This window comes from Mycoplasma iguanae, from assembly GCF_024722375.1.
In the GTDB taxonomy this organism is placed as follows: domain Bacteria; phylum Bacillota_I; class Bacilli_A; order Mycoplasmatales; family Metamycoplasmataceae; genus Mycoplasma_M; species Mycoplasma_M iguanae.
This window is the reverse complement of the sequence record NZ_CP102734.1, coordinates 428,424-449,744: the sequence shown is the minus strand read 5'-3', so window position 1 is coordinate 449,744 and position 21,321 is coordinate 428,424. Positions and strand designations below refer to the sequence as shown.

Genomic DNA, 21,321 nt, shown 5'->3' with positions numbered 1-21,321 from the left:
AATGAAAAAACAATTTTTATTTTTGGTATTACCCACATTATTTATCTCATCAGTGGCCCTAATTTCTTGTGCATCAACACCAAATCAAAAAACAAGTTTAGTAAATGGTGTTGATGAAGGGATTAATGCTGATTTAAGAAATAAATTTATTTTTAGAGGAACTCAATTATTTCAATCAACTTCATTTGTCACAATTAAGGCAGATATTATAAATGCTGCAAAAGAATTTAATAATAATTGAGTAGAAGTTATTAAAAAATTATCAAATTATTTTGAATTCAAAGAAGGAGAAAAATTTCCTTTTCCACATCGTTACAGATATCAACTGGTTGTAATTGATTCTAAAAAAACAAACTATAAATTGAACATTGATAGTAGATTTAATGTTTCAGAAACAATTAATACAAATGGGCCTTCAATTATTTTTATTGTTGAATTGGAACATTTATCAAGTAGTGGATCAGAAAAAGTAGACAGAATTGATGATTTTGCATTTTTCATAGTAGAACAAAATTAAACTAAATTAAAATAGTAAGGAAAAAATGAACATATTTTTTAATTTAATAAAAAAAATAGCAGTTTATTCAGTTACATTAATTCTTGTAACTTGATTTTTGTTCATTTTTTTATATTTCTTTGCAAATAGATCTAATAACTCTTTTTTTCAACATTTTTTAACTTACTTTCAAAACTTTTTTGCAGGAAATTTTGGAAGTGTTAATAATACGGAAGTAATTGAAAGTTCAGTTAAAATTGACACATTATTTTTTAATTCATTAACTTTAACATTTGCATGAACTTTTATTTCATTTTTAATTTCTTTAATATTTTCTTTCTTTTTAGCTTATATAGCTTCAACGAAAAAAACTAATTTTTGAAGTTTTTTAATTAAAGGATTTAATTCACTTTTATCTGCAATCCCGATTCTTATTTTAGTTGCAGTCTTTTTTTTAATAAATATTTTCCTAGAATTTCCTACACAATTTTTAGCTAATGCAAACCCCAGCAAAATTATTATTTCAATTTTAGTACCTGTAGTTATTTTAGTAATTTCCATTACACCATTAATGTTTTTTACAATATTAAAAATATTGAATGAAATTATTAGTTCAGGATATTATATTTTTGCAAAAACTAAAGGTATGAAAGCAAAAGAATTATTTTTTAAAGTTATCTTAAAAACCTTTTTATTAAGATTTTTAGAAAATATCTTACAAATTTATCTAGTACTTTTTACTTTAGCTATTGTTCTAGAAAGAATTTTTAAAATTAATGGTTTATCACTGCTAATTACTTATGCAATTCTTTATAAAGAAGCTGATGTATTAATGTTTTATTTTATTTTCTCTTTAATTTTAATTTTTAGTTTTCAAATTTTCACTGAAATTATTCAAGAAATTTTTGATCCTGTAAATTATTTATCAAAACAAAAACCAAGATGATATCAACAAATGATGTTTTATTTTAAAAGGAAGTTAATATGAAAATAAATAACTTTCAATTTGCAAAAAGAAAAAAATACAATTAATTAATTTAAGTAATTTTAATAAAACAAATTTTAAAGATATTATCATCACATTTTTTAGCAAAAAAGTTAACATTTTTTTATTTTGCTTTTTCATCATTATAATAATGATGTTAATTATTTTTACAGCTATTTCACAATATTCAGCTTTTAATCCAATAAGTAATACTATTAATTATATTGAAGAGCTGCCCCCTATTTCAAATCCGTATAAAACAGTTATTTTAGAACCAGGAAACCAATTAAATACTTTATTGGAAATAGCTAATAAAAGTTCTGAATTTAATTTTATTTATAATTCCTTAGAAGATGGTAATGCTTCAAATATTTCCAATGTTGTTTTAATTTTTAATCCTTATGAATTAATCAATGCAATTGAAAAATTAAATAACAAAGATGTATCTAGTTTTTATACATGGTTGGGAACAAACGATTATGGGATTGATATTTGAGCTAGACTTTGATCTTCTTTATCAATAACTTTAACTTTAATTTTTCTGGCATTTATTTTTAGAATTTTATTAGGATGATTGATTGGTTATTATGCAAGTTTTTTTAATAGTAAATTTGCTGCATTTATTAAAAAAATCATTATTTCAATAACAATTGTTCCAGAGTTCATTTGATATCTTTTATTGATTTTTATTTTTCAGTTTTCTACTTCAGCAATTTTTGGAGCACTAATTTTATCAGGATGAATATATCAAGCTAAATCAACTTTTATTATTGTTGATATAAATAAAAATAAAGAATTTATTTCAGCATCAAAATCTTTAGGAACATCAAATTGAAAAATTTTCTATTTGCATTTCTTTGCCATTATCTTGCAAGATTTTTTAGCAACTTTTGTAGAAAAATTTGCCATTATTTTAACTATGTTAACAATTGTTGGATATTTAAACTTAAATGCTCAACAATCTGATATTAATATTGGAAATATTTTTAGTGAAGCTATAAATTTATCAAAAACTAATTATTCATATTTATTAAGTTTGACCTTATTTTTAATAATCTTTTTATGCAATTTTAAAGTCATAATTTCTCAATTTTTAAAATCATTTTAATTTTGATATAAGTAATTAGAAACTTTGAAGAAGCTTTTTGCTTCTTTTTCTATTTTTCAAATCTCTAAAATTAGTGGTAAAGTTAAAATGAAATCACTAAACAATTTATTTGCTTCATTTTTTAAATCAAATAAATATTCATCAAAATTTGGATTATAAAAATTACTTTTTAGGTTTTTAAAAGTATTTTGAAATTCTTTCATTAAATTATTAATTTCTATAATGTTTATATTTAAAGATTGATAACTTGTTGCAAAATCTTCTCAATATTTAAAGAAAAATTCTAAGCTGTAAATTAAATCCATTACTAAGTTAGTAATTGCGTGAGTATGACCATTTAAGTTATTATTAATCTTATCTAAATTATTCAAATATTCTTCTTTTCTAGGAGAAAACAAGAAAAAGTGATAATCATAAAAACTTTTTTGGTGCCCTTTGAAAATATTTTCCAAAGCTTGTAAAAAAGTTTGATTTGTTATGCTATTGGGATTTGTTAAATATCTATTTAATACTGGTTTTGCTTCATTAGTGTAAAGATCAAAAATTGTATCATCATTACTAAAATAAACGATATCAGCATTAATAATATTCTGATTTTCATTAAATAAAGAATTGACAACATTAATTTGTTGGGCAATGTTTGATAATAGTTGTAAACCTATAATATGTTGTGTAGAATTATCTAAAAATCACTGTTTTTTTCATTCCAAAAATTTAACATCATTAGTTTGAAACTTATCTATTCTTCTAATTAAATTTATTAAAGTAACTGGGTTTTGATTTGAAGCAACTATTTTTTCATATCAATAATTAATTTTTGGTAAAAATACTTCTTTTAGTAATGTTTTAACTTCAGCATTGTGTTTTAGCAGTCAATTTACAGTATCATCTCTATTTTTTAGAGTGGGTAAATCTCTCTTTTGTATTACTTCATTTTTATCTGCATTATCATCAATTATTAAATCATTTTCTGCTGTAACACTTTCTTTTGTACCACTAACTGCATTTTTATAACGATTTTCAATAACTGCATTATTAAAGTTTGTTTGTGAATTATTTTCAGGAATATTTTTCAAGAAATTTTTAATTTCTTCATTATTTTCAATATCATGATTGTTAATATTAATAACATAACTATCAGAAGAAATTTTATTATTTTCTTCTGTAATATTTTGTTTTTGTTCATGTTTATAAGTTAGCAATAAACCTGTAACTAACCCAGCAGTAAAAATAGTGACAGTACTTATTAAAGCTAAAGTTATTATAAATTTTTTTTTCAAAAGATATCTTTCTACACAACAAAATATTGTCAAAGTTATTAAGTCTAATTATAAATATATTTTACATTTTTATTTTTTAAAATATAATTTTAAGCATGAATTTTTATATTTTTTTAATTAATTTTATTGCAATACTTTTCGGTTATTTAATAGGAAGTATAAATTTTGCAATAATTTTCTCCAAAAAATCAAAAAAAGAAGACATTAGAGAGAAGGGTTCTCGAAACGCGGGAGCTACAAATGCTTTAAGAGTTTACGGAAAAAAAGCAGGACTTTTAATATTTTTATTAGATGTCATAAAATCAGTTGTAGCAGTACTTGTTTTTTGAATTATTTTAAGTCAAACAAGAGATGTACAATCTACAGGAAATGAATTTCAAAAAAGTTTAGCATTTATTATTCCTCAAATCGCTGGATTTGGAGTAATCATCGGACATATTTGACCAGTATTTTTCAAATTTAAAGGTGGAAAAGGAGCAGCTTCGCTTGCAGGATTATTTATAACTGTAAATCTTGTTTTATTTTTAATTGGTATTGTAATTTTCCTAACTATTTATAAGTTATGAAAAAATGTTGGTTTTTCATCAATTGTTTCACCATTAATTATGATTGGATTAACATTTATTCCTTGAATGACTCAATCAACACTGGGTAATTTAAATCAAACTTTTGATCCAAGTTTATTTTGAATTTCGGGATTAGTTTTATTAATTTCACATATTTTTGTTATTGGTGCACATCATCCCAATATCAAAAATATGATTAAAAACGGGCTTTAATTCTCCCATCTTTAAAAAACATCTTTTTTAAAAAAAGGTGTTTTTTATTTTTTCTAACATATAATAAATTTAAATTTTTATTTTGCTAAAATTACTAATATGAAAAGTTTATCTTTAGATTTAAGGCCACATGAACTAGATGATTTAATTGGACAGCATCATTTAAAAGAGCTATTTCAAAACATTATCAAAACAAAAGATTTAAGCTCTTTTATTTTTTATGGCAAAAGTGGTATTGGCAAGACATCAGCTGCTTTGATATTAGCTAAAAAATTAACAGATAAATTTGATACTTTTAATGCCACAATTGAAAATAAACAACAATTATTAGAAAAAATTAAAGCTAATAAAATATTAATCATTGATGAAATTCATAGATTAAATAAAGATAAACAAGATTTATTGCTTTCTTATTTGGAAAATTTTAAAATTACAATTTATGCTACAACTACAGAAAATCCTTATTTTAAAATTAACCCTGCAATCAGAAGTAGAATGCACATTTTAGAATTTCATTCTTTAAGTGAAAATGATATGTTAATTAGTGTACAAAAAATTTTGCAAACAAAAATTAATTTAGAAATGGATGATGCCACCATTTTGGATCTTGTAAAACTATCTGTAGGAGACTTTCGAAGTGTTTTAAATAATTTGAGTTTATTAAGTAAAATTTATAATAACAAAAAAGTTAGTAAAAATGAATTAAGAAAAATTATTCCTAATATTAATTTTTACAGTGATAAAGATGGCGATGCACATTATAATAATTTGAGTGCTTTTCATAAATCATTAAGAGGTAGTGATGTTAATGCTGCACTATTTTATGGAGCTTTATTAATTAAATCTGGTGATTTTGATGCTTTATTTAGAAGGATGACAGCAATGGCTTATGAAGACATTGGATTAGCTAATCCTTCAATGGGTATCAAAATTGAAGCTGCTTATACAGCATTTCAAAGACTGGGAATACCGGAAGGATATTTACCAATTGGACATTTAATTGCTGAATTAGCTCTTTCGCCTAAAAGTAATTCAACTTACAAAGCTTTTAGCAAAGCTATCTCAATTGTAAATACTGGACATATTTATGATATTCCTAAACATTTGCAAGATAGTCATTACAAAAATGCTGCAAAATTAGGAGCAGGATTAGGTTACAAATATAGTCATAATTATCATAACTCATATGTGGAACAAACATATTTACCCAAAGAATTAAAGAATGAAATTTTTTTTGAATTTGGTGATTCTTCAAATGAAAAGAAAATAAAAGAATTTTGAAATCGTATTAAGCAAAATAAATAGTGTTAGAAATATTTTGTACTAAAAACTAGAAAGGTAAAAAATGGATTTAAATAAAATTAATAATTTAGAAGACCTAAAAAAGATAAAAAATCAATTTTACGCAAAAGATAGTGAATATGGTCAATTGCAAGAAAAATTAAAAACTTCATCTCCCGAACAAAAAGCTCAACTAGGGAAAGCTTTAAAAGAATTAAAAGCTGCTGGAGAAGCGTTTTTTCAACTAGCTGCACAAAAAATTGAAAATCTAACAATTGAAGCAAAAATTGCAAACGAAAAAATAGATGTAGAATATAATTCTTTCAATCAAGGCTCACTGCATCCCTTAACTTTAATTGTCAATCGTTTCCGTCAATGATTTTTACAAAATGGTTATATTGAAGTAGAAGCTTCAGAAATTGAAACTGATGAATATAATTTCGAAAGATTAAATATTCCCCAAAATCATCCAGCTCGTGATATGCAAGATTCACTTTATTTAAAAGATAAAACACTTTTACGTACTCATAATACAGGAGTAACAGCCAGAATATTAGAAAAATATGCTAACAGATCTTTTAGTCAATTCACTTTTGGAAAAGTGTATCGAAATGATGAAGATGATCAAACTCATTCACATCAATTTACACAAATTGATTTTGTGTCTGTAGGTTATGTAAATTTTCCTAACTTAATTTGAACTTTAAAATCATTATTATCTTTTGTACTTGAAGATGAACTAGATATTATTTTACGTCCTTCATTTTTCCCTTTTACAGAACCTTCTTTAGAGGTTGACATAGTTTATAAAGATAAAACTATTGAACTTTTAGGATCTGGAATGTTGCACCACAGTGTATTAAAAATGGCTGGTTATACAAATGATATGAATGGATTTGCTGCGGGAATTGGGATTGAAAGAATCGCTATGATTAAATACCAAATTTTAGACATTCGTGAATTTTATAAAAATGATTTAAGATTCTTAAATCAATTCAAATAGTAAGGAGTAAAAATGATTTTTTCTTATAAAAAATTATTACAATTAGCTAATATCAATGTTTCAATAGATCAACTAGCAAAGGTTATTACTAATTTAGGTTTTGAAGTTGAATCTTATGAATTATTTTCAAAAGTTAAAGGTATTAAATTTGGTCATGTCCAAAAGGTTTATAAAAATCCCAATGCTGATAAATTGAATGTTTGTGAAATTGAATTTGCAGATAAAAAACGGGTAATTCAAACTAATGCAAATAATGTTAAAGTTGGAGATTACTTAATGGCATTTGTTGAAGGTGCTTCTTCAGGTGATATTGTTTTTGGACCTAAAGAAATGCAAGGTGTGATCTCTGAAGGAATGCTTTGTTCTTTAAATGAGATTGGTTTTGATATAAGTTATGCACCTAGTGAAATGGCTGAAGGAATTTTTACTTTCAAAGAACAAATTGATTTAAGTATAGATCCTGTAGAATTTTTTGATTTAAATGATTATTTAATTGATGTCAAAATTTTATCAAATCGTTCAGATGCTAATTCTTACTTAATAATGGCAAGAGAAATTGCAGCATATTATTTAAAAGAAATGCAACAATTGCAAACTGTAAAACCAAACATGGAATCAACAACTAAAGTGCAAGCTGGAATACAATCATCATTAGTTTTAATTGAAACAAAAAATTCTAATATATCTATTTCTTTACAAGAAAAATTATTTTTAGTAAAATCACAAGTAAAACTAATTAGTTCTGTAGTGGATTTAACTAATTTAAATTTATTAATGACAGGAATGCCAACTCATGCATATGATAAAGCTAAAATTAATACTACATTTTTAACTGCAAAATTATTTACAGGGCAATTTCAGTCTCTAGGTGGAAAAATTACAGAATTCAAAGATGGTCTTGGAATTTTAAATGATAAAAATGTAGTAGTTTCACTTGCTGGAATTATGGGCGGAGAAAAAACTGCAGTTTCTGACAATACTGAAAATATTATTTTTGAAATGGGAATTTTTCCAATTAAAGAAGTTCGTTCAACTGTCAAACAGTTAAAAATTGAATCTAATGCTTCAAAACAATCATCGAAAAAAATTTCTTTAGGAACCTTAGAATTAGGAACTAAATTTTTATCTCAAAGACTAGAAAAATTTTCTGTCCCTATTAATTTCCCAACAATTGAACAAAAAATTTTAGAATTTGACTGAAATTATTTAAATTTTATTGCAGGAGAAAATATTTATGGAAATCAAGATTTTTTAAGAACTAAAAAATCTTTAGAAATTTTAGGTTTTAAGTTTGATAAAAACAAAATTACAATTCCCACATATCGTCATGACATCACACACTGGCAGGATATTGTTGAAGAATTTTTTCGTTTTTATGGTTATGAAAAATTCAAACCACAACAACCACAACAGCAAGTATTAGATGAAATTTATACATACAAAGATTATCCAACTTTAGTAGCAAACTTAGGCTATCAACAAGTTTGAACTTATAGTCTGATTTCTAAAGAAAAAAATATTTTTAATCCTTTTTCTTTTGATAAAACAATTGAATTAGAAACCTTTGTTTCAAAAGAAAGAGAACAAATTAGAAATTCTTTGGCAGTTTCACTTGCTGAAGTGATTGATTACAATCAAAAAAGAAAAATCCAAAATATTTCTATTTTTGATATTGGAATGGTCAATAAATTAGATAGAGTTTTAAGTTTGGCTTCAACTGTAAAAAGTTTTAGAGAAATTCAAAATGATTTACAAACCATTTATCAAAAAGAACTAATTTTTAAAAAAACTACAGCAGAAATTTTTCATACTGGAGTTAGTGCAAAAATTTATAATGATAATAATTTAGTAGGTTGAATTGGAAAAATTCATCCTAAATTAAAAATATCTGATGCTTTTTTTGCTGAAATTATTTTGCCTGAAAATGTTCAGAAAAAAGTTATTTTCCAAAATTATGATTCTGCTCCTTTAAAAATTCGTGATGTAACAATTGAAATTGCTTTAGATCAATCGCCGATGCAGTGAATTAATAAATTTAAAAATATTGTGGGTGTTTATAAAGTAGAATTGGTTGATGAATTTATGAAAAATGATAAAAATAACATCACAATTAGAATTACTTTAGCAGAAAAAGCAATTTCAGAGATTGAAACTTTAATTAACTAATTTGAAAATGTTATTTTTATAAATAAAACAAATAGTTTTATCATTGATATTAAATATTTATAAATTAGTATACAATTAGTAAACAACTCTAAATTTTAATTAGAAAATTTAGAACACACATATCAAGGAGCTATATGAATTTTGAAGATTTAAATATTAGTCATCAGACTAAGAAAGCATTAGAAATAATGGGATTTACTAAACCATCACCAATCCAAGAAAAAGTTATTCCCCTTGCAATTGAAGGAAAAGATATTATCGGCCAAGCACAAACAGGTACAGGAAAAACAGCTGCCTTTGCTATCCCTATTATTGAATCTACTGATGCTGATTTAAATAAAATTCAACACCTTATTATTGCTCCAACAAGAGAATTAGCAACACAAATCTATGTTCAATTTAAAGAAATTGGACAATTTCATAATTTAAGATATGGTTTAATTTTAGGTGGTTCATCATATGAAAAACAATTAAGCCATATTAAAGGAAAATTTCCTGCACATATTATTGTGGCAACACCAGGAAGATTAGAAGATATTTTATCAACTAGAAAAGTTGATTTATCTCATATTAAATCTTTAACATTAGATGAAGCTGATGAATTATTAAGAATTGGTTTTTTAACAGAAATCGAAAATATTATTACTTATTTACCAAAGATGCGTCAAAATTATTTCTTTACTGCAACTTTTGACAAAAAAACCAAAAGTCTTTCAGAAAAAATGACAGTTCAACCTGAAAAAGTAACAATTTCTTCAGGGTTAACAACATCAAATAAAATTGATCAAAAATATGTAGTTTTAAAAGAAAGCGCCAAATTAATGACACTTGTAAAATTTTTAGATTTACATAAACCAAAATCATCTGTAATTTTCGGTAGAACTAAAAGAAGAGTTGATGAATTAACTGATGCTTTAAATTCTTTAGGATTTAAAGCAGCTGGAATTCAAGGGGACATGCAACAAAGAGAAAGAAATCATGTAATGGAAAAATTTCGTGAACAAAAAGTAGAAATTTTGGTTGCAACTGATGTTATGGCACGGGGAATTGATGTTGAACATGTAGAATGAGTTTTTAACCTTGATTTACCTCAAGAAATTGAATATTACACACACAGAATTGGTAGAACAGGGAGAGCTGGCAAATTTGGACATTCTTTATCATTTGTAAAACCTTCTGAATTACCACATATTAAACAAATTGCTATCCAAACTGAATCAATTATTTCTGAAGTACAAATTCCTTCAGAAAAAGAACTTAAAAATGTTTGAGAACAACATTTAATTTCTAAACTGGCAGATATTTTAGAAAAAAGAAAAGATGCAAAATATACTTATGTGCAAGATGATCTCCAAGAACGTTATTCACACAAAGAATTAGCTATTCTTTTAGCTGAATATGTAGTGCAAGATAAAACATCAAATAAAGAAATTAAACTAACTCCTGAACCAGCTGTTTCATTAAGAAAACAACAATCAAGTAGATCTAATAATTTTGGTAATAAATCAAGAAAGCAGAAATTTACAGAAAACAGTTACAGAACAAAAAATACTAATTATGGTTCACGAGCTAAAACTTTTTCTAAAAATCAATACGACAAAAAAGAAAGATAAGTATAGATAATTAGTTTATTTATCATTTTTTAAATAAATTTATTTTATAATTACAATTTATGTATAAAGATAAAGAATTACTATATGACTTAATTTTAATGAATGCTTCAGAAAGCCCCGTAGGAAGATTAAGTGGCGTTTTTTTAGAAGGACTACCTACTTGAGCATTTTACTTATTTGGCGTTTTATGATTACTTTTAGGAATCGCCTTTTTAGGATTAACTCCTTTTAACAATATAAAAGTAAAAGAATATAAACAAAAACAAATTGAAAAATATAAAAAAGATCAAAAAATTAAACATAATATTACATACGAAAAAGCAAAGTTAGTTTTACCACTTAGTCAAAAATTAAAATTATCTTATGCACCCCTTTTGGGAATTGTTTTCATTGTTATAGGAATTTCTTGAATTTTAGGAAGAACCTTATAAATAAATATATATAAAAAATATTGTTAAACAATATTTTTTTCTTTCTAGGAAATTTTGCATTTTTTGATAAAATTTTTAGGTATTTTATACAAGATTGAATATTTTAAAATATTACAATTCTTAATTTATCAAGCACTAAAGTGAATTGATTGGGTGTGTTTGTGAAAAATGCCAATTTTCGAAACTTTAGGAAGTAAAACAAATATTTAAATTTATATGGAGAAAAATGTCACAAGATTTACCACAAGAAAAACTAGACACAGTAGAAACTAGTGAATCAAAACCAACACAAAACAAAGAAATTGTTTCAAAAGCAAAATTATTAGAAGCTGGAACATACTTTGGACACAGAGTTGCAAATTGAAACCCTAAAATGAAACCTTATATTCATACAAAAAAAATGGGTATTCACATTATTGATATTGTTAAAACTCAAAATGCAATTGAATTTGCTTATAAACTTGTAAATAAATTCGCGCAAAAAGGTGCATCATTCATTTTTGTTGGAACAAAAAAACAAGCTAAAAAAACTGTTGAAGAACAAGCATTAAGAACTAATTCAGCTTATGTTTCAGAAAGATGATTAGGTGGAACACTAACTAACTCTAAAACGATTTTTTCAAGCGTTAGAAAAATGTATGATTTAGAGAGATTAGCAGAAAATAACTTTGAAGGGTACACCAAAAAAGAAGGTGTGCTAATGACAAAGGAATTAGCTAAACTAAGAAGAAATTTAAACGGTATTAAAAATATGAAACAACAACCACAAGTAATGATTGTTGCAGATCCTTTAACAGATTTAATCGCTGTTAAAGAAGCTCGTAAAAAAGGCGTTAAAGTTGTTGGAATTTTAGATTCAAATGCAGATCCTTCATTAGTTGATTTAGGAATCCCTGCAAATGATGATTCTTCCAAATCAATTGCTTTAATTTTAACAATTTTAGCTGATGCAATTGTTGCAGCTAAAAATGGTAAACAATTATTTGCTTATCAACCAGAGTCTGAAGTAATTCTTCCTGATGATGGAAACAAGGAACAAAGAGAGCAAAGAGAACAAAGAAGATATAATAATCCAAGAACACCTTACACAAAAAGAGAATTCGTCAATAAAGAAACTAACAAAGAACAAAAAACAGCAACTGAACCAACAAAAAATTAATTTTTTAATTACAAGGAGAAAAAATGTCACAACCTAACACAATGGCTTTAATTAAAGAATTACGTGAAAGAACAAATGCTGCCATGATTGATTGTAAAAAAGCTTTAGAGTCATCACAATGAGATATTGAAAAAGCAATTGTTTGATTACAAGAAAATGGTAAAGCAAAAGCAGCTAAAAAAGCTGGAAGAATTGCTGCAGAAGGTCTTGTTAATGCCATGGCAAATGACCAAGCTGCTGTAATTTATGAAGTTAATTCAGAAACAGATTTTGTTGCTCAAAATCAAGGTTTTCTAGATCTTGTTGATGAAATAGGTAAAACTTTATTAGCACATGATTTTTCAAATTCAGAGCAAGCTTTACAGCTAAAAAATAGTGCAGGTAAAACTTTAGAAGAATTAACAATTGATGCAACTGCAACTATTGGTGAAAAAATTTCTTTAAGAAGAGCACAAAGAATAAATCTTTCAGATACACAAGTTGCAGGTTCATATAAACATTCAAACGGACAAATTGCAACTTTAGTTCTTATTGAAGGTAAAGATGCTGAAGCAGCTCGTGGAGTTGCAATGCATGTTGCAGCTATGAATCCTGAATATGCTTTAGTGGCGGATGTTCCTACAGAAAAAATTGCAAGTTTAAGAAAAGAATTTTTAGCAGATCCTGCCTTAGCAGGAAAACCAGAAAAAATTCAACAAAACATTGTTGAAGGAAAAATTAATAAAGCTTTAGCAGAAACAGTTCTTGAATTACAAGATTTTGTGGTTGATAATGCTTTTAAAGTTAATAAATTCTTAGAGTCAAAAAATTCTAAATTAGTTTCTATTGTGCGTTTTGAAGTTGGTGAAGGTATCGAAAAAGTTGCAAATGATTTTGCATCAGAAGTAGCAGCCCAAGTTTCAGAAGCTTTAAAATAATAATACAAAAAATAACACAAATTTAAGTGTTATTTTTTATTACCTTTTTTTAATTTTTGAAATTTATTAGTGTTATAATTCCAGTGTTTAAATTAATTTTTTAATTTATTTTTAAATAAAATTAGAATACATTATGATAATTTATCATCAAGGAGAAAAATGTCAGAAATTATTAGAATTCACGCTAGAGAAGTTCTAGATTCACGTGGAAATCCTACAGTTCAAGTTGAAGTAGAAACAGCTTTAGGAGGATTTGGTTCAGCAATCGTTCCTTCAGGTGCTTCAACAGGAACAAGAGAAGCTTTAGAGTTAAGAGATCAAGCAACAAAATATGAATCAAATTGATTTGGTGGAAAAGGTGTTCAAACAGCTGTTGATAATATTAATGAAAAACTTGCTCCAGCAATCTTAGGTTTTGAAGTTACTGACCAAAGAGCAATTGATATGCAAATGTTGCAATTAGATGGTTCAGAATTCAAAAAAAACTTAGGAGCTAACGCTATTTTAGGTGTTTCTTTAGCAGTAGCTAAAGCTGCAGCAGATGAATTAGATTTACCTTTATATCGTTATTTAGGTGGAACAAACGCCAGAAAATTACCAGTTCCTATGTTAAATGTTATTAACGGTGGAGAACACGCTTCAAACACAATTGATTTTCAAGAATTCATGGTTATGCCAGTGGGAGTAAAATCATTAAAAAGCGCTTTACAATGTGCTAATAAAGTGTTCCACAATCTAGCTAAATTATTGAAAAAAGCAGGACATGGTACACAAGTTGGTGATGAAGGTGGATTTGCTCCAAATCTAAAATCACATCAAGAAGCTTTGGATTTTTTAGTTGAAGCTATTAAAGTTGCAGGGTTTGTTCCAGCTACTCATGGTGAAAATGCAGTTGCTATTGCACTTGATGCTGCTTCTTCAGAACTTTATGACAAAGAAACTAAAAAATATACATTTAAAAAATTAAAAGAAGCCATTGAATCTAAAAAACCAGGATTTGAAAATTTAACAGACAAAGTTGAATTTACAACAGATCAATTAGTAGAATACTATGGTGATTTATTTGCAAAATATCCAATTATTTCAGTAGAAGATGGATTTGCAGAACAAGACTGAGAAGGTTTTGCTAAATTTAATGCTAAATTTGGTAAAACACATCAAATTATGGGTGATGATTTAACTGTTACAAATTCAAAAATTTTAGCACGTGCAATTCAAGAAAATTCAATTAATTCTATCCTAATTAAATTAAATCAAATCGGTTCAGTTTCAGAAACATTAGATACAATTGAAATGGCACAAAAAGCTAATATGACAGCTGTTGTTTCACACCGTTCAGGTGAATCAGAAGATACATTTATTGCCGATCTATCTGTTGCCGTTAATGCTTCACAAATTAAAACTGGATCATTATCAAGAACTGATCGTGTTGCAAAATACAACAGATTATTAGCAATTGAAGAAGAACTAGGTTCAGTTGCTGAATTTGAAGGCGCAAATGCTTTTTACAATTTAAAAGAACACAGAAAATAATTTTAAAATATCTTTTAAAAAGCTAAATAAAAGTTAGTATCATTTTTATCTGTAAAAATCAATTAAAATATTATATAATTATTAAACCATTAGAACAAAAACCTTGTAACCTGGTCAGGTCAGAAATGAAGCAGCCATATCAAGAAGTGTTGTGTCTAGTGGCTTTTTTATAAAAATTAAAAGCTATTAAAAAATTTTTAACACTGTAATTGCTTGTTTTTTTATTGAAAAAATGGCTTTTTTTGTATAATTAAAGGCTATGAAGCAACTTGAAAAAATTACACCTTGAAAAGAAGATTTTGCCAGGTGATACACTGATGTAATCAAAGGCGGGGAGTTAATGGAATATGGTCCTATTAAAGGAACCATCTACTTTAAACCCAATTCATATGCTATCTGAGAAAACATCCAAAAACACTTATCAGAAGTTTTTGCACGTAAGGGTGTTAAAAATGTTTATTTGCCAATGTTAATACCTCAATCTTTTATTGAAAAAGAAAAAGAACATGTTAAAGGTTTTGCACCAGAACTTGCTACTGTAACACATGTCGGGGAAAATAAATTACAAGAAAATTTATACATAAGACCTACATCAGAAGTTTTATTTGGTGACTACTTTAAAAAAGTTATTAATTCTTATAAAGATTTACCGTTGTTATTGAATCAATGAACATCTGTAATTAGATGAGAAAAAACAACAAACCCTTTCTTGAGAACATCAGAATTTTTATGACAAGAAGGTCATACTTCTCATAATTCAAGCATTGATGCTAGAAAATTTTCAAGAGAAATGATTAAAGCTTATGCTAAATTTTCAAAGGATTATTTAGCTATTCCCACAATAATAGGTAAAAAAACACCACGCGAAAAATTTGCAGGTGCTTGTACTACTTACACAATTGAAGGAATGATGAAAGATGGTAAAGCTTTACAAATGGGAACTTCTCATTATTTGGCTCAAAAATTTTCAAAAGTATATAATGTAACTTTTAAAAATAAAGATAACGTAAGTGAATATGTTTATCAAACTTCATGAGGTGTTTCTACTAGATTATTAGGAGCATTAATAATGACTCATGGTGACGATAGAGGAATTATTTTACCTCCCAAAATTGCTCCTGTACAAGTAGACATTTTAGAACTTTTTGCAGATAAAAATCCGCAAGTTTCAAAAGTTGTAGATGAGTTAGAAAAAAACATTTCTAAAATCTACAAGGTAAGAGTAGATAGATCAGATAAAAGTCTTGGATTTAAAGCAGCAAATAGTGAAATCCAAGGTGTACCTTTAAGAATTGAAGTAGGTCCAAAAGATTTAGAAAATGACGAAGTTTTACTAGTTCGTAGAGATAACTTAACTAAAATTCGTGTACCTTTAGCAGAAGTTAGAACTTGAGTTGGAGATTTATTAAAAAAAATTCAACAAGATATGTATGAAAAAGCTAAAAAAAGGTTACTTGATAATATTGTAAAACCAGAAACTTATGAACAATTCAAAAAATCTATTCAAGAACAAAAATTTGCCATAATACCATTCAATGGTTCAGCTGAAGAAGAGGAAAAAATCCAACAAGAAACTGGCGCAACAGCCCGTTGTATTTTACTTGATTGCTCTTTAAACAACGAAAAAGAAAACAAAAAAAGTAAATGCTTAATATCTAATAAAAAATCAAAAAGATGAGTTGTTTTTGCTAAATCTTACTAATTTAGCAAGCAACAATTAAAAGGATGCTAAATTAAATGTCAACAAAAATAAAAAAAGTAAAACAAATTACTTTTTTATCAATCATTATTTTTATTGTGGGTTCTACAATTGGATCTGGAATATTCTTTAAAAATAAAGAATTAAATCAGATGGCTAGTGGAGATTTATTTCTTGTTATTGGTACCTGAATTGTTGCTGCTTTTGGCATTTTAGCCTTAGGTTTAGCACTTGTAGAAATCTCTTCAGCACAAAAAACTAACTCAGGTTTTTTGGAATGAGTTAAAACTTTTACTAATAAATTTCTTTATAAGGGAACTACTAATTTTATTATTTGATTTTATTTGCCAGTATCATTTTTTGGATTAGCTATTTATGCAGTTTCATCTTTTGAAGATACTGGAATACAGATTAAAAATGCTAATTTAGTAATGGTACTTAGCTTTCTTGTTTTTATGTGATTTGCTGGGACTTCTTTGTTATCTATAAATTTTCAAAATAAACAACAATGAGTATTTACTATTTTGCAAATTATTCCTTTAATTGTATTACCGCTGATTGGTTTATTTTTTAGTTCATTAAATGAAGAAAATACAATATTACATAAAGTTATCCAGAATAAAACAACAGGTTTAATTAGCAAATCGAAATGATTAATTTTAATCGCAGGTATTCCTGCTATTACTTTTGCTTATGATGGTTTTTATTTAATTTTTTCAATGAAAGAAGAATTAGCACCTAAAGCTAAGAAAAAATTAGGTTTATCAGTTGTTTTAGGTTTGGTAATTATTACAATTTTATACTTAATTCTTTCAATTTCATTTGCTGTGGGTTCGAATGATGGAACTCACTTTGGTTTAAGTTTTGGGAATAGCACAATTGTCTTAAATATTATGAATTTCTTAATTGGTATTGGAATTCTTTCAATTATTAATGGATTCGCTATGTCTTCACCTTTCCAAATTAAATCGGTAATGGAAAATGGACAAATTAATTGATTGCAAAAAATAGGTGAAAGACTTTTAGGTAAATTTAATCTAGAAAAAGATGAAAAAAATTATTACATCTCATGAATATTTATGATATTAATTTCTGTTTTAACTTTCATTATATTTGGACTAATTGCAACAAATTATCCATTAGATACTTGGGATTTTGATCTTTATGGAACAGGAACATTTGTTTATTCATTTGCAGATATTATTCAAAACTATTTATCATTGGTGATTTTCTTACAAATTGCTTTAGCAATTATTGGTGGACTATTTAATCGTAAAACTAAAAAAATTCCAGTTGAAAAAAAATGATATTTTATTCCGTCTGCTCTAATTGCTTCTTTTTTTTATGTTATAACTTTTATCTATGTAATAATTGCATCAATTGTTGATATTACAGGATTAGCTGGTGCTGATTCAACTGAAGCAATAATTAAATTTGTTGTCTTCAGCTCAATTGTCTTGATATCTTATCTGATTTATCCTATTCAATCATTATTTAGTAAAAGTAAAAAAAATCGAACAAATTTTAAAACTATTACAGTTAAAAAATCAGAATAATTTTCTGATTTTTCTTATTTTTAATTATAATAGTTAAATGTATTTAATCCACGGCGAAGATAGTTTTTTAATAAAATCAGAATTAAAAAAAATAATTAAAAAAAATGATCAAAATCAAGTTGTTTACTTTGACTTTGATGCATCTATTGAAGATATTGTTAACGCCGTTTCAAGTGTAAGCCTATTTGATGAACAAAAGCTTGTAGTTTGAAAAAACTCACCTTGATTGATTACTAATAAAGAAAATGATAAAAAAGCAATGAAAAATTTTATCACTTTTCTAGAAAATTCTCAACCACTTATAATTTTTTATGTAGAGCAAAAAATTACAAAAAGTGCTAATGAATTAATAAAATTTCTATTTAAAAATGCTAAAGTTAGCGAAATAAAAACACCTGATGAAAAAACTACTATTGGTTACATTCAAAAAATTGCTGAAAGTTTAGGTGGTAAAATTAGTTACAGTAATGCTGTTAGCTTATACTATCAATTAGGTAAAACAAATTTAGAACTAATAGCTAATGAAATTGCAAAAATTTTACAAGAAAGTAAAAACATTGATATTAATTTAATAGAAAAATCAATTAGTCATTATGACGTTGAAAATGATTTTGAATTTTCTAACGCAATTAACTCATTAAATATTAAAAACTTGTGAAAAATTTATGAAACAAAAAATAATGAAAATATTATTTTTTTGATTGGTCAATTTTCACAAATTTTAATTTTAGCTTCAAAAATTTACACATATCAAAAAGCTGGATTTAATAAAGAACAAATTGAAAAGCAGCTGAATATCCATGCTTACAGAATAAAATTAGCAACTGATTTTTTAAATAATTTAGGTATAGAAAAAATTATAAATTCAATTTCTAAATTAAGCAGCTTAGATTTATCAATTAAGAAAGGGGAGGTGGAAGAACAAATCGGTTTTGAAAATTTTTTACTATCATTTATAAAATAAAACTATTTGTTTAAAAACATGTTTATAAATATCGAAAAGAGAAATGCCCATATAATTCTAGCTATGGGAGTTACTATTTTAACAGTAGTAGCCTTAGCACTTATTTTAGCTGTTTTTAAAATAGATACAAATGTTGATGATAGACAAGATAATGTTGCCAGAGACAGGTATAATCTTGTGCAAATTTTTAAATTCGGTTCACCTTTTCTATATTTTACAACTCTTTCTAATTTAGCTTTAGGTCTTGCCTTAACACTTTTTGGTTTGAATTATAAAAAAAACGGTAATAAATTTTTTAACTTTTTATTTTTATCTACTTCATGAATGGGAATTACTTTCTGAGTTTACTGATTTTTAATTTCATGAGTTAGTATAGGAATGTGAAAAACAGAACCCTTATCTGGACTTTTATCTGTTTTACTTCATGGAATTAATCCAATTGCTGGTTTTGTTGCTTTGTATTTATTAAGACACTACTGTAAAATCTCTTACAAAGCAATATGATTAGCTACGCTTTTATTTTGTATGTACGGAATATTAACTGTGATATTTTATTTTGGTGCTGACTGATTAAAAGGTCGCCCGCTTGTATTTTATGCTTTTCTAGATTATAAAAGACCATTTTTTTACTCAGGTGGTAATATTTGAGTGACATTAATATTAAATATAATTTTAATTTCTTCTTTTATAGGTATTCCGCTATTATCTGCAAAATTAATTATTAGAATCATGAGAATTAAAATTTCTGATGGTGAAAAAAAGCGGGGATTAATCAAAAAATGAAAATCCAAATGAAAAAAACAGTAGTTTAAAATTACTGTTTTTTTCATTTGGTTTGTGCTTTTAAATTTTCTATTTCAATGGTTAAAATTTTATTTTTATTTTCTAATTTATTTATTAATTGAGTTTTTTGTTCATTTTCTTTTTCTAATTCAACTTGTTTTAATAAAATTCTTTCAATTTTTAAAGTAATTGTATCTAAAAATTGATCCACATCTAAGGGATTATAACCATTAATTACAGCAGGAAATTTTTTATCTATAATTTGTTCTATGATTGTTTCTATTTCTTCTTTTAACATTAAAAATTACCTCTTAACTTATATAAAATAATTGCAGCTGCAGAAGCCACATTTAGTGATTCAAAATCAATGGGAATATAAATTTTTTTGTCAATGAAATTTACTAAATTTTTTGAAATTCCCTGTCCTTCATTTCCGAAAATTATAATATGTTTCTCCGCAACTTTTAAACTATCTATTTGTTGAGCTTCTAAATCTAAAAAAGAACCAATAATTTGATAATTTGCTGATTTTGTCTGCAAAAAATGCTCAGAACTTTTTTTTAAATTAAAACAGTTAATTTGAAAAATGGCACCTTGAGATGCTTGTATTACTTTAGGATTAAAAATATCCACCCCAGAAACTATAACATCACTAAAACCAAAAGCTTTTGCATTACGTATGATATTTCCCACATTACCGGGATCTTGTAAATTATCTAATAAAATTACCTTATTTTTCAGTTCTTTGGCAAGTGGTTTTTTACAAATTGCAATAATTTTAGGAGGAGTGATGGAACTTGATATTTTTTTAATAATAGTTTCATTAACTAATGTTCCATCCATTTTTGGATCAGAGGTTAAAATATCTAATATTTCAATTTCTGAATTTTGAGCTTCTGTAATTAAGTGTTGTCCTTCAATAATAAATAAATTCCAGAGATTGCGATATTTTTTATCTTTTAATTTAGCATAATTTTTAATTTTGTTATTAGTTAAAGTATTATTCATTTTTTATAATAAAATCTTTACCTTTTTGTGTTTCATATTTTGCTAATCCAGCAAAACCTAATTGTTTGGATACTTCATATCCTAAAACTACTACTGCATTTGCTAAATTAATAGATCTGGATTGAGCAGTCATAGGAATTCTTAAACAAGTATCTAAAGATTTTTGTAAAATGTATTTTGGAATTCCTGTAGATTCTGTACCAAAAAATAAGAATATTTCTTCTTCAGGTTTTTTGTCCGCAAAATTAATATCACTGTAATTTATATAACCATATCTGGTTAAATAATAAATTTTATTATGACCATATTTTTTTTCAAAAGCATGATAGTTTTCATGCACTTCATGCTCGATGTCAGAAAGTAATCTACCAGCTGCAGGCCTTTTTAATCAATGAGGATGTAAATCAAAAGCAATTGGTTTAATAATGTGTAAACGAGCACCTAAAGCAAAGCATGTTCGAATGATGTTTCCTGTATTAGGACTAATTTCAGGTTGATATAAAACAATGTTAATCATAAATTTCCTTTATAAAAATACAAAAAAGCAATACTACATTGCT

20 protein-coding genes and 1 other RNA gene are annotated in these 21,321 nt (G+C 25.9%); 17 read left to right on the top strand and 4 right to left on the bottom strand.

What is annotated here, in order from left to right; all coding sequences use genetic code 4:
- Position 1 precedes the first annotated feature (1 nt).
- The 3 genes from NV226_RS02090 to NV226_RS02080 all read left to right on the top strand — a co-directional run bounded on the left by NV226_RS02090 (position 2) and on the right by NV226_RS02080 (position 2,589).
- Positions 2-517, top strand: a complete 516-nt coding sequence (locus NV226_RS02090) for a hypothetical protein (RefSeq protein ID WP_258210679.1) — start codon at positions 2-4, stop codon at positions 515-517.
- 25 nt (positions 518-542) lie between these two features.
- Positions 543-1,490 carry an ABC transporter permease subunit gene (locus NV226_RS02085; protein WP_258210678.1) on the top strand — a complete coding sequence of 316 codons (948 nt, stop codon included), beginning with the start codon at positions 543-545 and terminating at the stop codon, positions 1,488-1,490.
- Positions 1,491-1,632: 142 nt separating this feature from the next.
- Complete coding sequence (locus tag NV226_RS02080) at positions 1,633-2,589, top strand: ABC transporter permease subunit (protein WP_258210677.1); 957 nt, start codon at positions 1,633-1,635, stop codon at positions 2,587-2,589.
- Here NV226_RS02080 and NV226_RS02075 read toward each other — a convergent pair.
- Positions 2,586-3,869, bottom strand: a complete 1,284-nt coding sequence (locus NV226_RS02075; protein ID WP_258210676.1) for a hypothetical protein — start codon at positions 3,867-3,869, stop codon at positions 2,586-2,588. The genes NV226_RS02080 and NV226_RS02075 overlap by 4 nt on opposite strands.
- 95 nt (positions 3,870-3,964) lie before the next feature.
- Here NV226_RS02075 and plsY point away from each other — a divergent pair, with 95 nt between their 5' ends.
- The 14 genes from plsY to NV226_RS02005 all read left to right on the top strand — a co-directional run bounded on the left by plsY (position 3,965) and on the right by NV226_RS02005 (position 19,777).
- Positions 3,965-4,648: a glycerol-3-phosphate 1-O-acyltransferase PlsY gene (gene plsY / locus NV226_RS02070; protein WP_258210675.1), complete on the top strand. Its 684-nt coding sequence runs from the start codon at positions 3,965-3,967 to the stop codon at positions 4,646-4,648.
- Between the two features lie 99 nt (positions 4,649-4,747).
- Entirely contained in the window at positions 4,748-5,953 is a 1,206-nt protein-coding gene (locus NV226_RS02065; protein ID WP_258210674.1) for a replication-associated recombination protein A, read from the top strand.
- A gap of 40 nt (positions 5,954-5,993) precedes the next feature.
- On the top strand, positions 5,994-6,932 hold the full coding sequence (gene pheS, locus NV226_RS02060; RefSeq protein WP_258210673.1) for a phenylalanine--tRNA ligase subunit alpha: 939 nt from the start codon (positions 5,994-5,996) through the stop codon (positions 6,930-6,932).
- Between the two features lie 12 nt (positions 6,933-6,944).
- Positions 6,945-9,098 (top strand): phenylalanine--tRNA ligase subunit beta, encoded by a 2,154-nt coding sequence (locus NV226_RS02055; RefSeq protein ID WP_258210672.1) that lies wholly within the window; start codon positions 6,945-6,947, stop codon positions 9,096-9,098.
- 134 nt (positions 9,099-9,232) lie between these two features.
- Positions 9,233-10,711 (top strand): DEAD/DEAH box helicase, encoded by a 1,479-nt coding sequence (locus tag NV226_RS02050; protein WP_258210671.1) that lies wholly within the window; start codon positions 9,233-9,235, stop codon positions 10,709-10,711.
- 59 nt (positions 10,712-10,770) lie between these two features.
- The gene (locus NV226_RS02045) at positions 10,771-11,142 is read left to right on the top strand and encodes a hypothetical protein (RefSeq protein WP_258210670.1); all 372 of its coding nucleotides are present in this window, start codon (positions 10,771-10,773) and stop codon (positions 11,140-11,142) included.
- Positions 11,143-11,368: 226 nt separating this feature from the next.
- A complete protein-coding gene (rpsB, locus tag NV226_RS02040; protein ID WP_258210669.1) occupies positions 11,369-12,301 on the top strand; it encodes a 30S ribosomal protein S2 in 933 nt (310 codons plus the stop codon).
- A 23-nt stretch (positions 12,302-12,324) separates the two neighbouring features.
- On the top strand, positions 12,325-13,218 hold the full coding sequence (tsf, locus tag NV226_RS02035) for a translation elongation factor Ts (RefSeq protein ID WP_258210668.1): 894 nt from the start codon (positions 12,325-12,327) through the stop codon (positions 13,216-13,218).
- 168 nt (positions 13,219-13,386) lie between these two features.
- Entirely contained in the window at positions 13,387-14,751 is a 1,365-nt protein-coding gene (gene eno, locus NV226_RS02030) for a phosphopyruvate hydratase (RefSeq protein ID WP_373423280.1), read from the top strand.
- Positions 14,752-14,829: 78 nt separating this feature from the next.
- Positions 14,830-14,926: signal recognition particle sRNA small type (gene ffs, locus NV226_RS02025), an RNA gene on the top strand.
- Positions 14,927-15,010: 84 nt separating this feature from the next.
- The gene (gene proS / locus NV226_RS02020) at positions 15,011-16,453 is read left to right on the top strand and encodes a proline--tRNA ligase (RefSeq protein WP_258210666.1); all 1,443 of its coding nucleotides are present in this window, start codon (positions 15,011-15,013) and stop codon (positions 16,451-16,453) included.
- A gap of 35 nt (positions 16,454-16,488) precedes the next feature.
- Positions 16,489-18,006, top strand: coding sequence for an amino acid permease (locus NV226_RS02015; RefSeq protein WP_258210665.1), 1,518 nt, complete (start codon positions 16,489-16,491; stop codon positions 18,004-18,006).
- 37 nt (positions 18,007-18,043) lie between these two features.
- A complete protein-coding gene (gene holA, locus NV226_RS02010; protein ID WP_258210664.1) occupies positions 18,044-18,970 on the top strand; it encodes a DNA polymerase III subunit delta in 927 nt (308 codons plus the stop codon).
- A gap of 63 nt (positions 18,971-19,033) precedes the next feature.
- Positions 19,034-19,777: an MAGa3780 family membrane protein gene (locus NV226_RS02005; protein ID WP_258210663.1), complete on the top strand. Its 744-nt coding sequence runs from the start codon at positions 19,034-19,036 to the stop codon at positions 19,775-19,777.
- A 7-nt stretch (positions 19,778-19,784) separates the two neighbouring features.
- On the opposite strand, the gene NV226_RS02000 is transcribed toward NV226_RS02005, so the two are convergent.
- Genes NV226_RS02000 through NV226_RS01990 form a run of 3 tightly spaced genes read right to left on the bottom strand, consistent with a single transcriptional unit; the run spans position 19,785 to position 21,278 of the window.
- Positions 19,785-20,051 (bottom strand): DivIVA domain-containing protein, encoded by a 267-nt coding sequence (locus tag NV226_RS02000; protein ID WP_258210662.1) that lies wholly within the window; start codon positions 20,049-20,051, stop codon positions 19,785-19,787.
- Positions 20,051-20,761 carry a TrmH family RNA methyltransferase gene (locus NV226_RS01995; protein WP_258210661.1) on the bottom strand — a complete coding sequence of 237 codons (711 nt, stop codon included), beginning with the start codon at positions 20,759-20,761 and terminating at the stop codon, positions 20,051-20,053. Before NV226_RS01995 ends, NV226_RS02000 begins: the two co-directional genes overlap by 1 nt.
- Positions 20,754-21,278, bottom strand: coding sequence for a TrmH family RNA methyltransferase (locus NV226_RS01990; protein ID WP_258210660.1), 525 nt, complete (start codon positions 21,276-21,278; stop codon positions 20,754-20,756). The genes NV226_RS01995 and NV226_RS01990 overlap by 8 nt, the downstream gene beginning before the upstream one ends.
- Positions 21,279-21,321 lie beyond the last annotated feature (43 nt).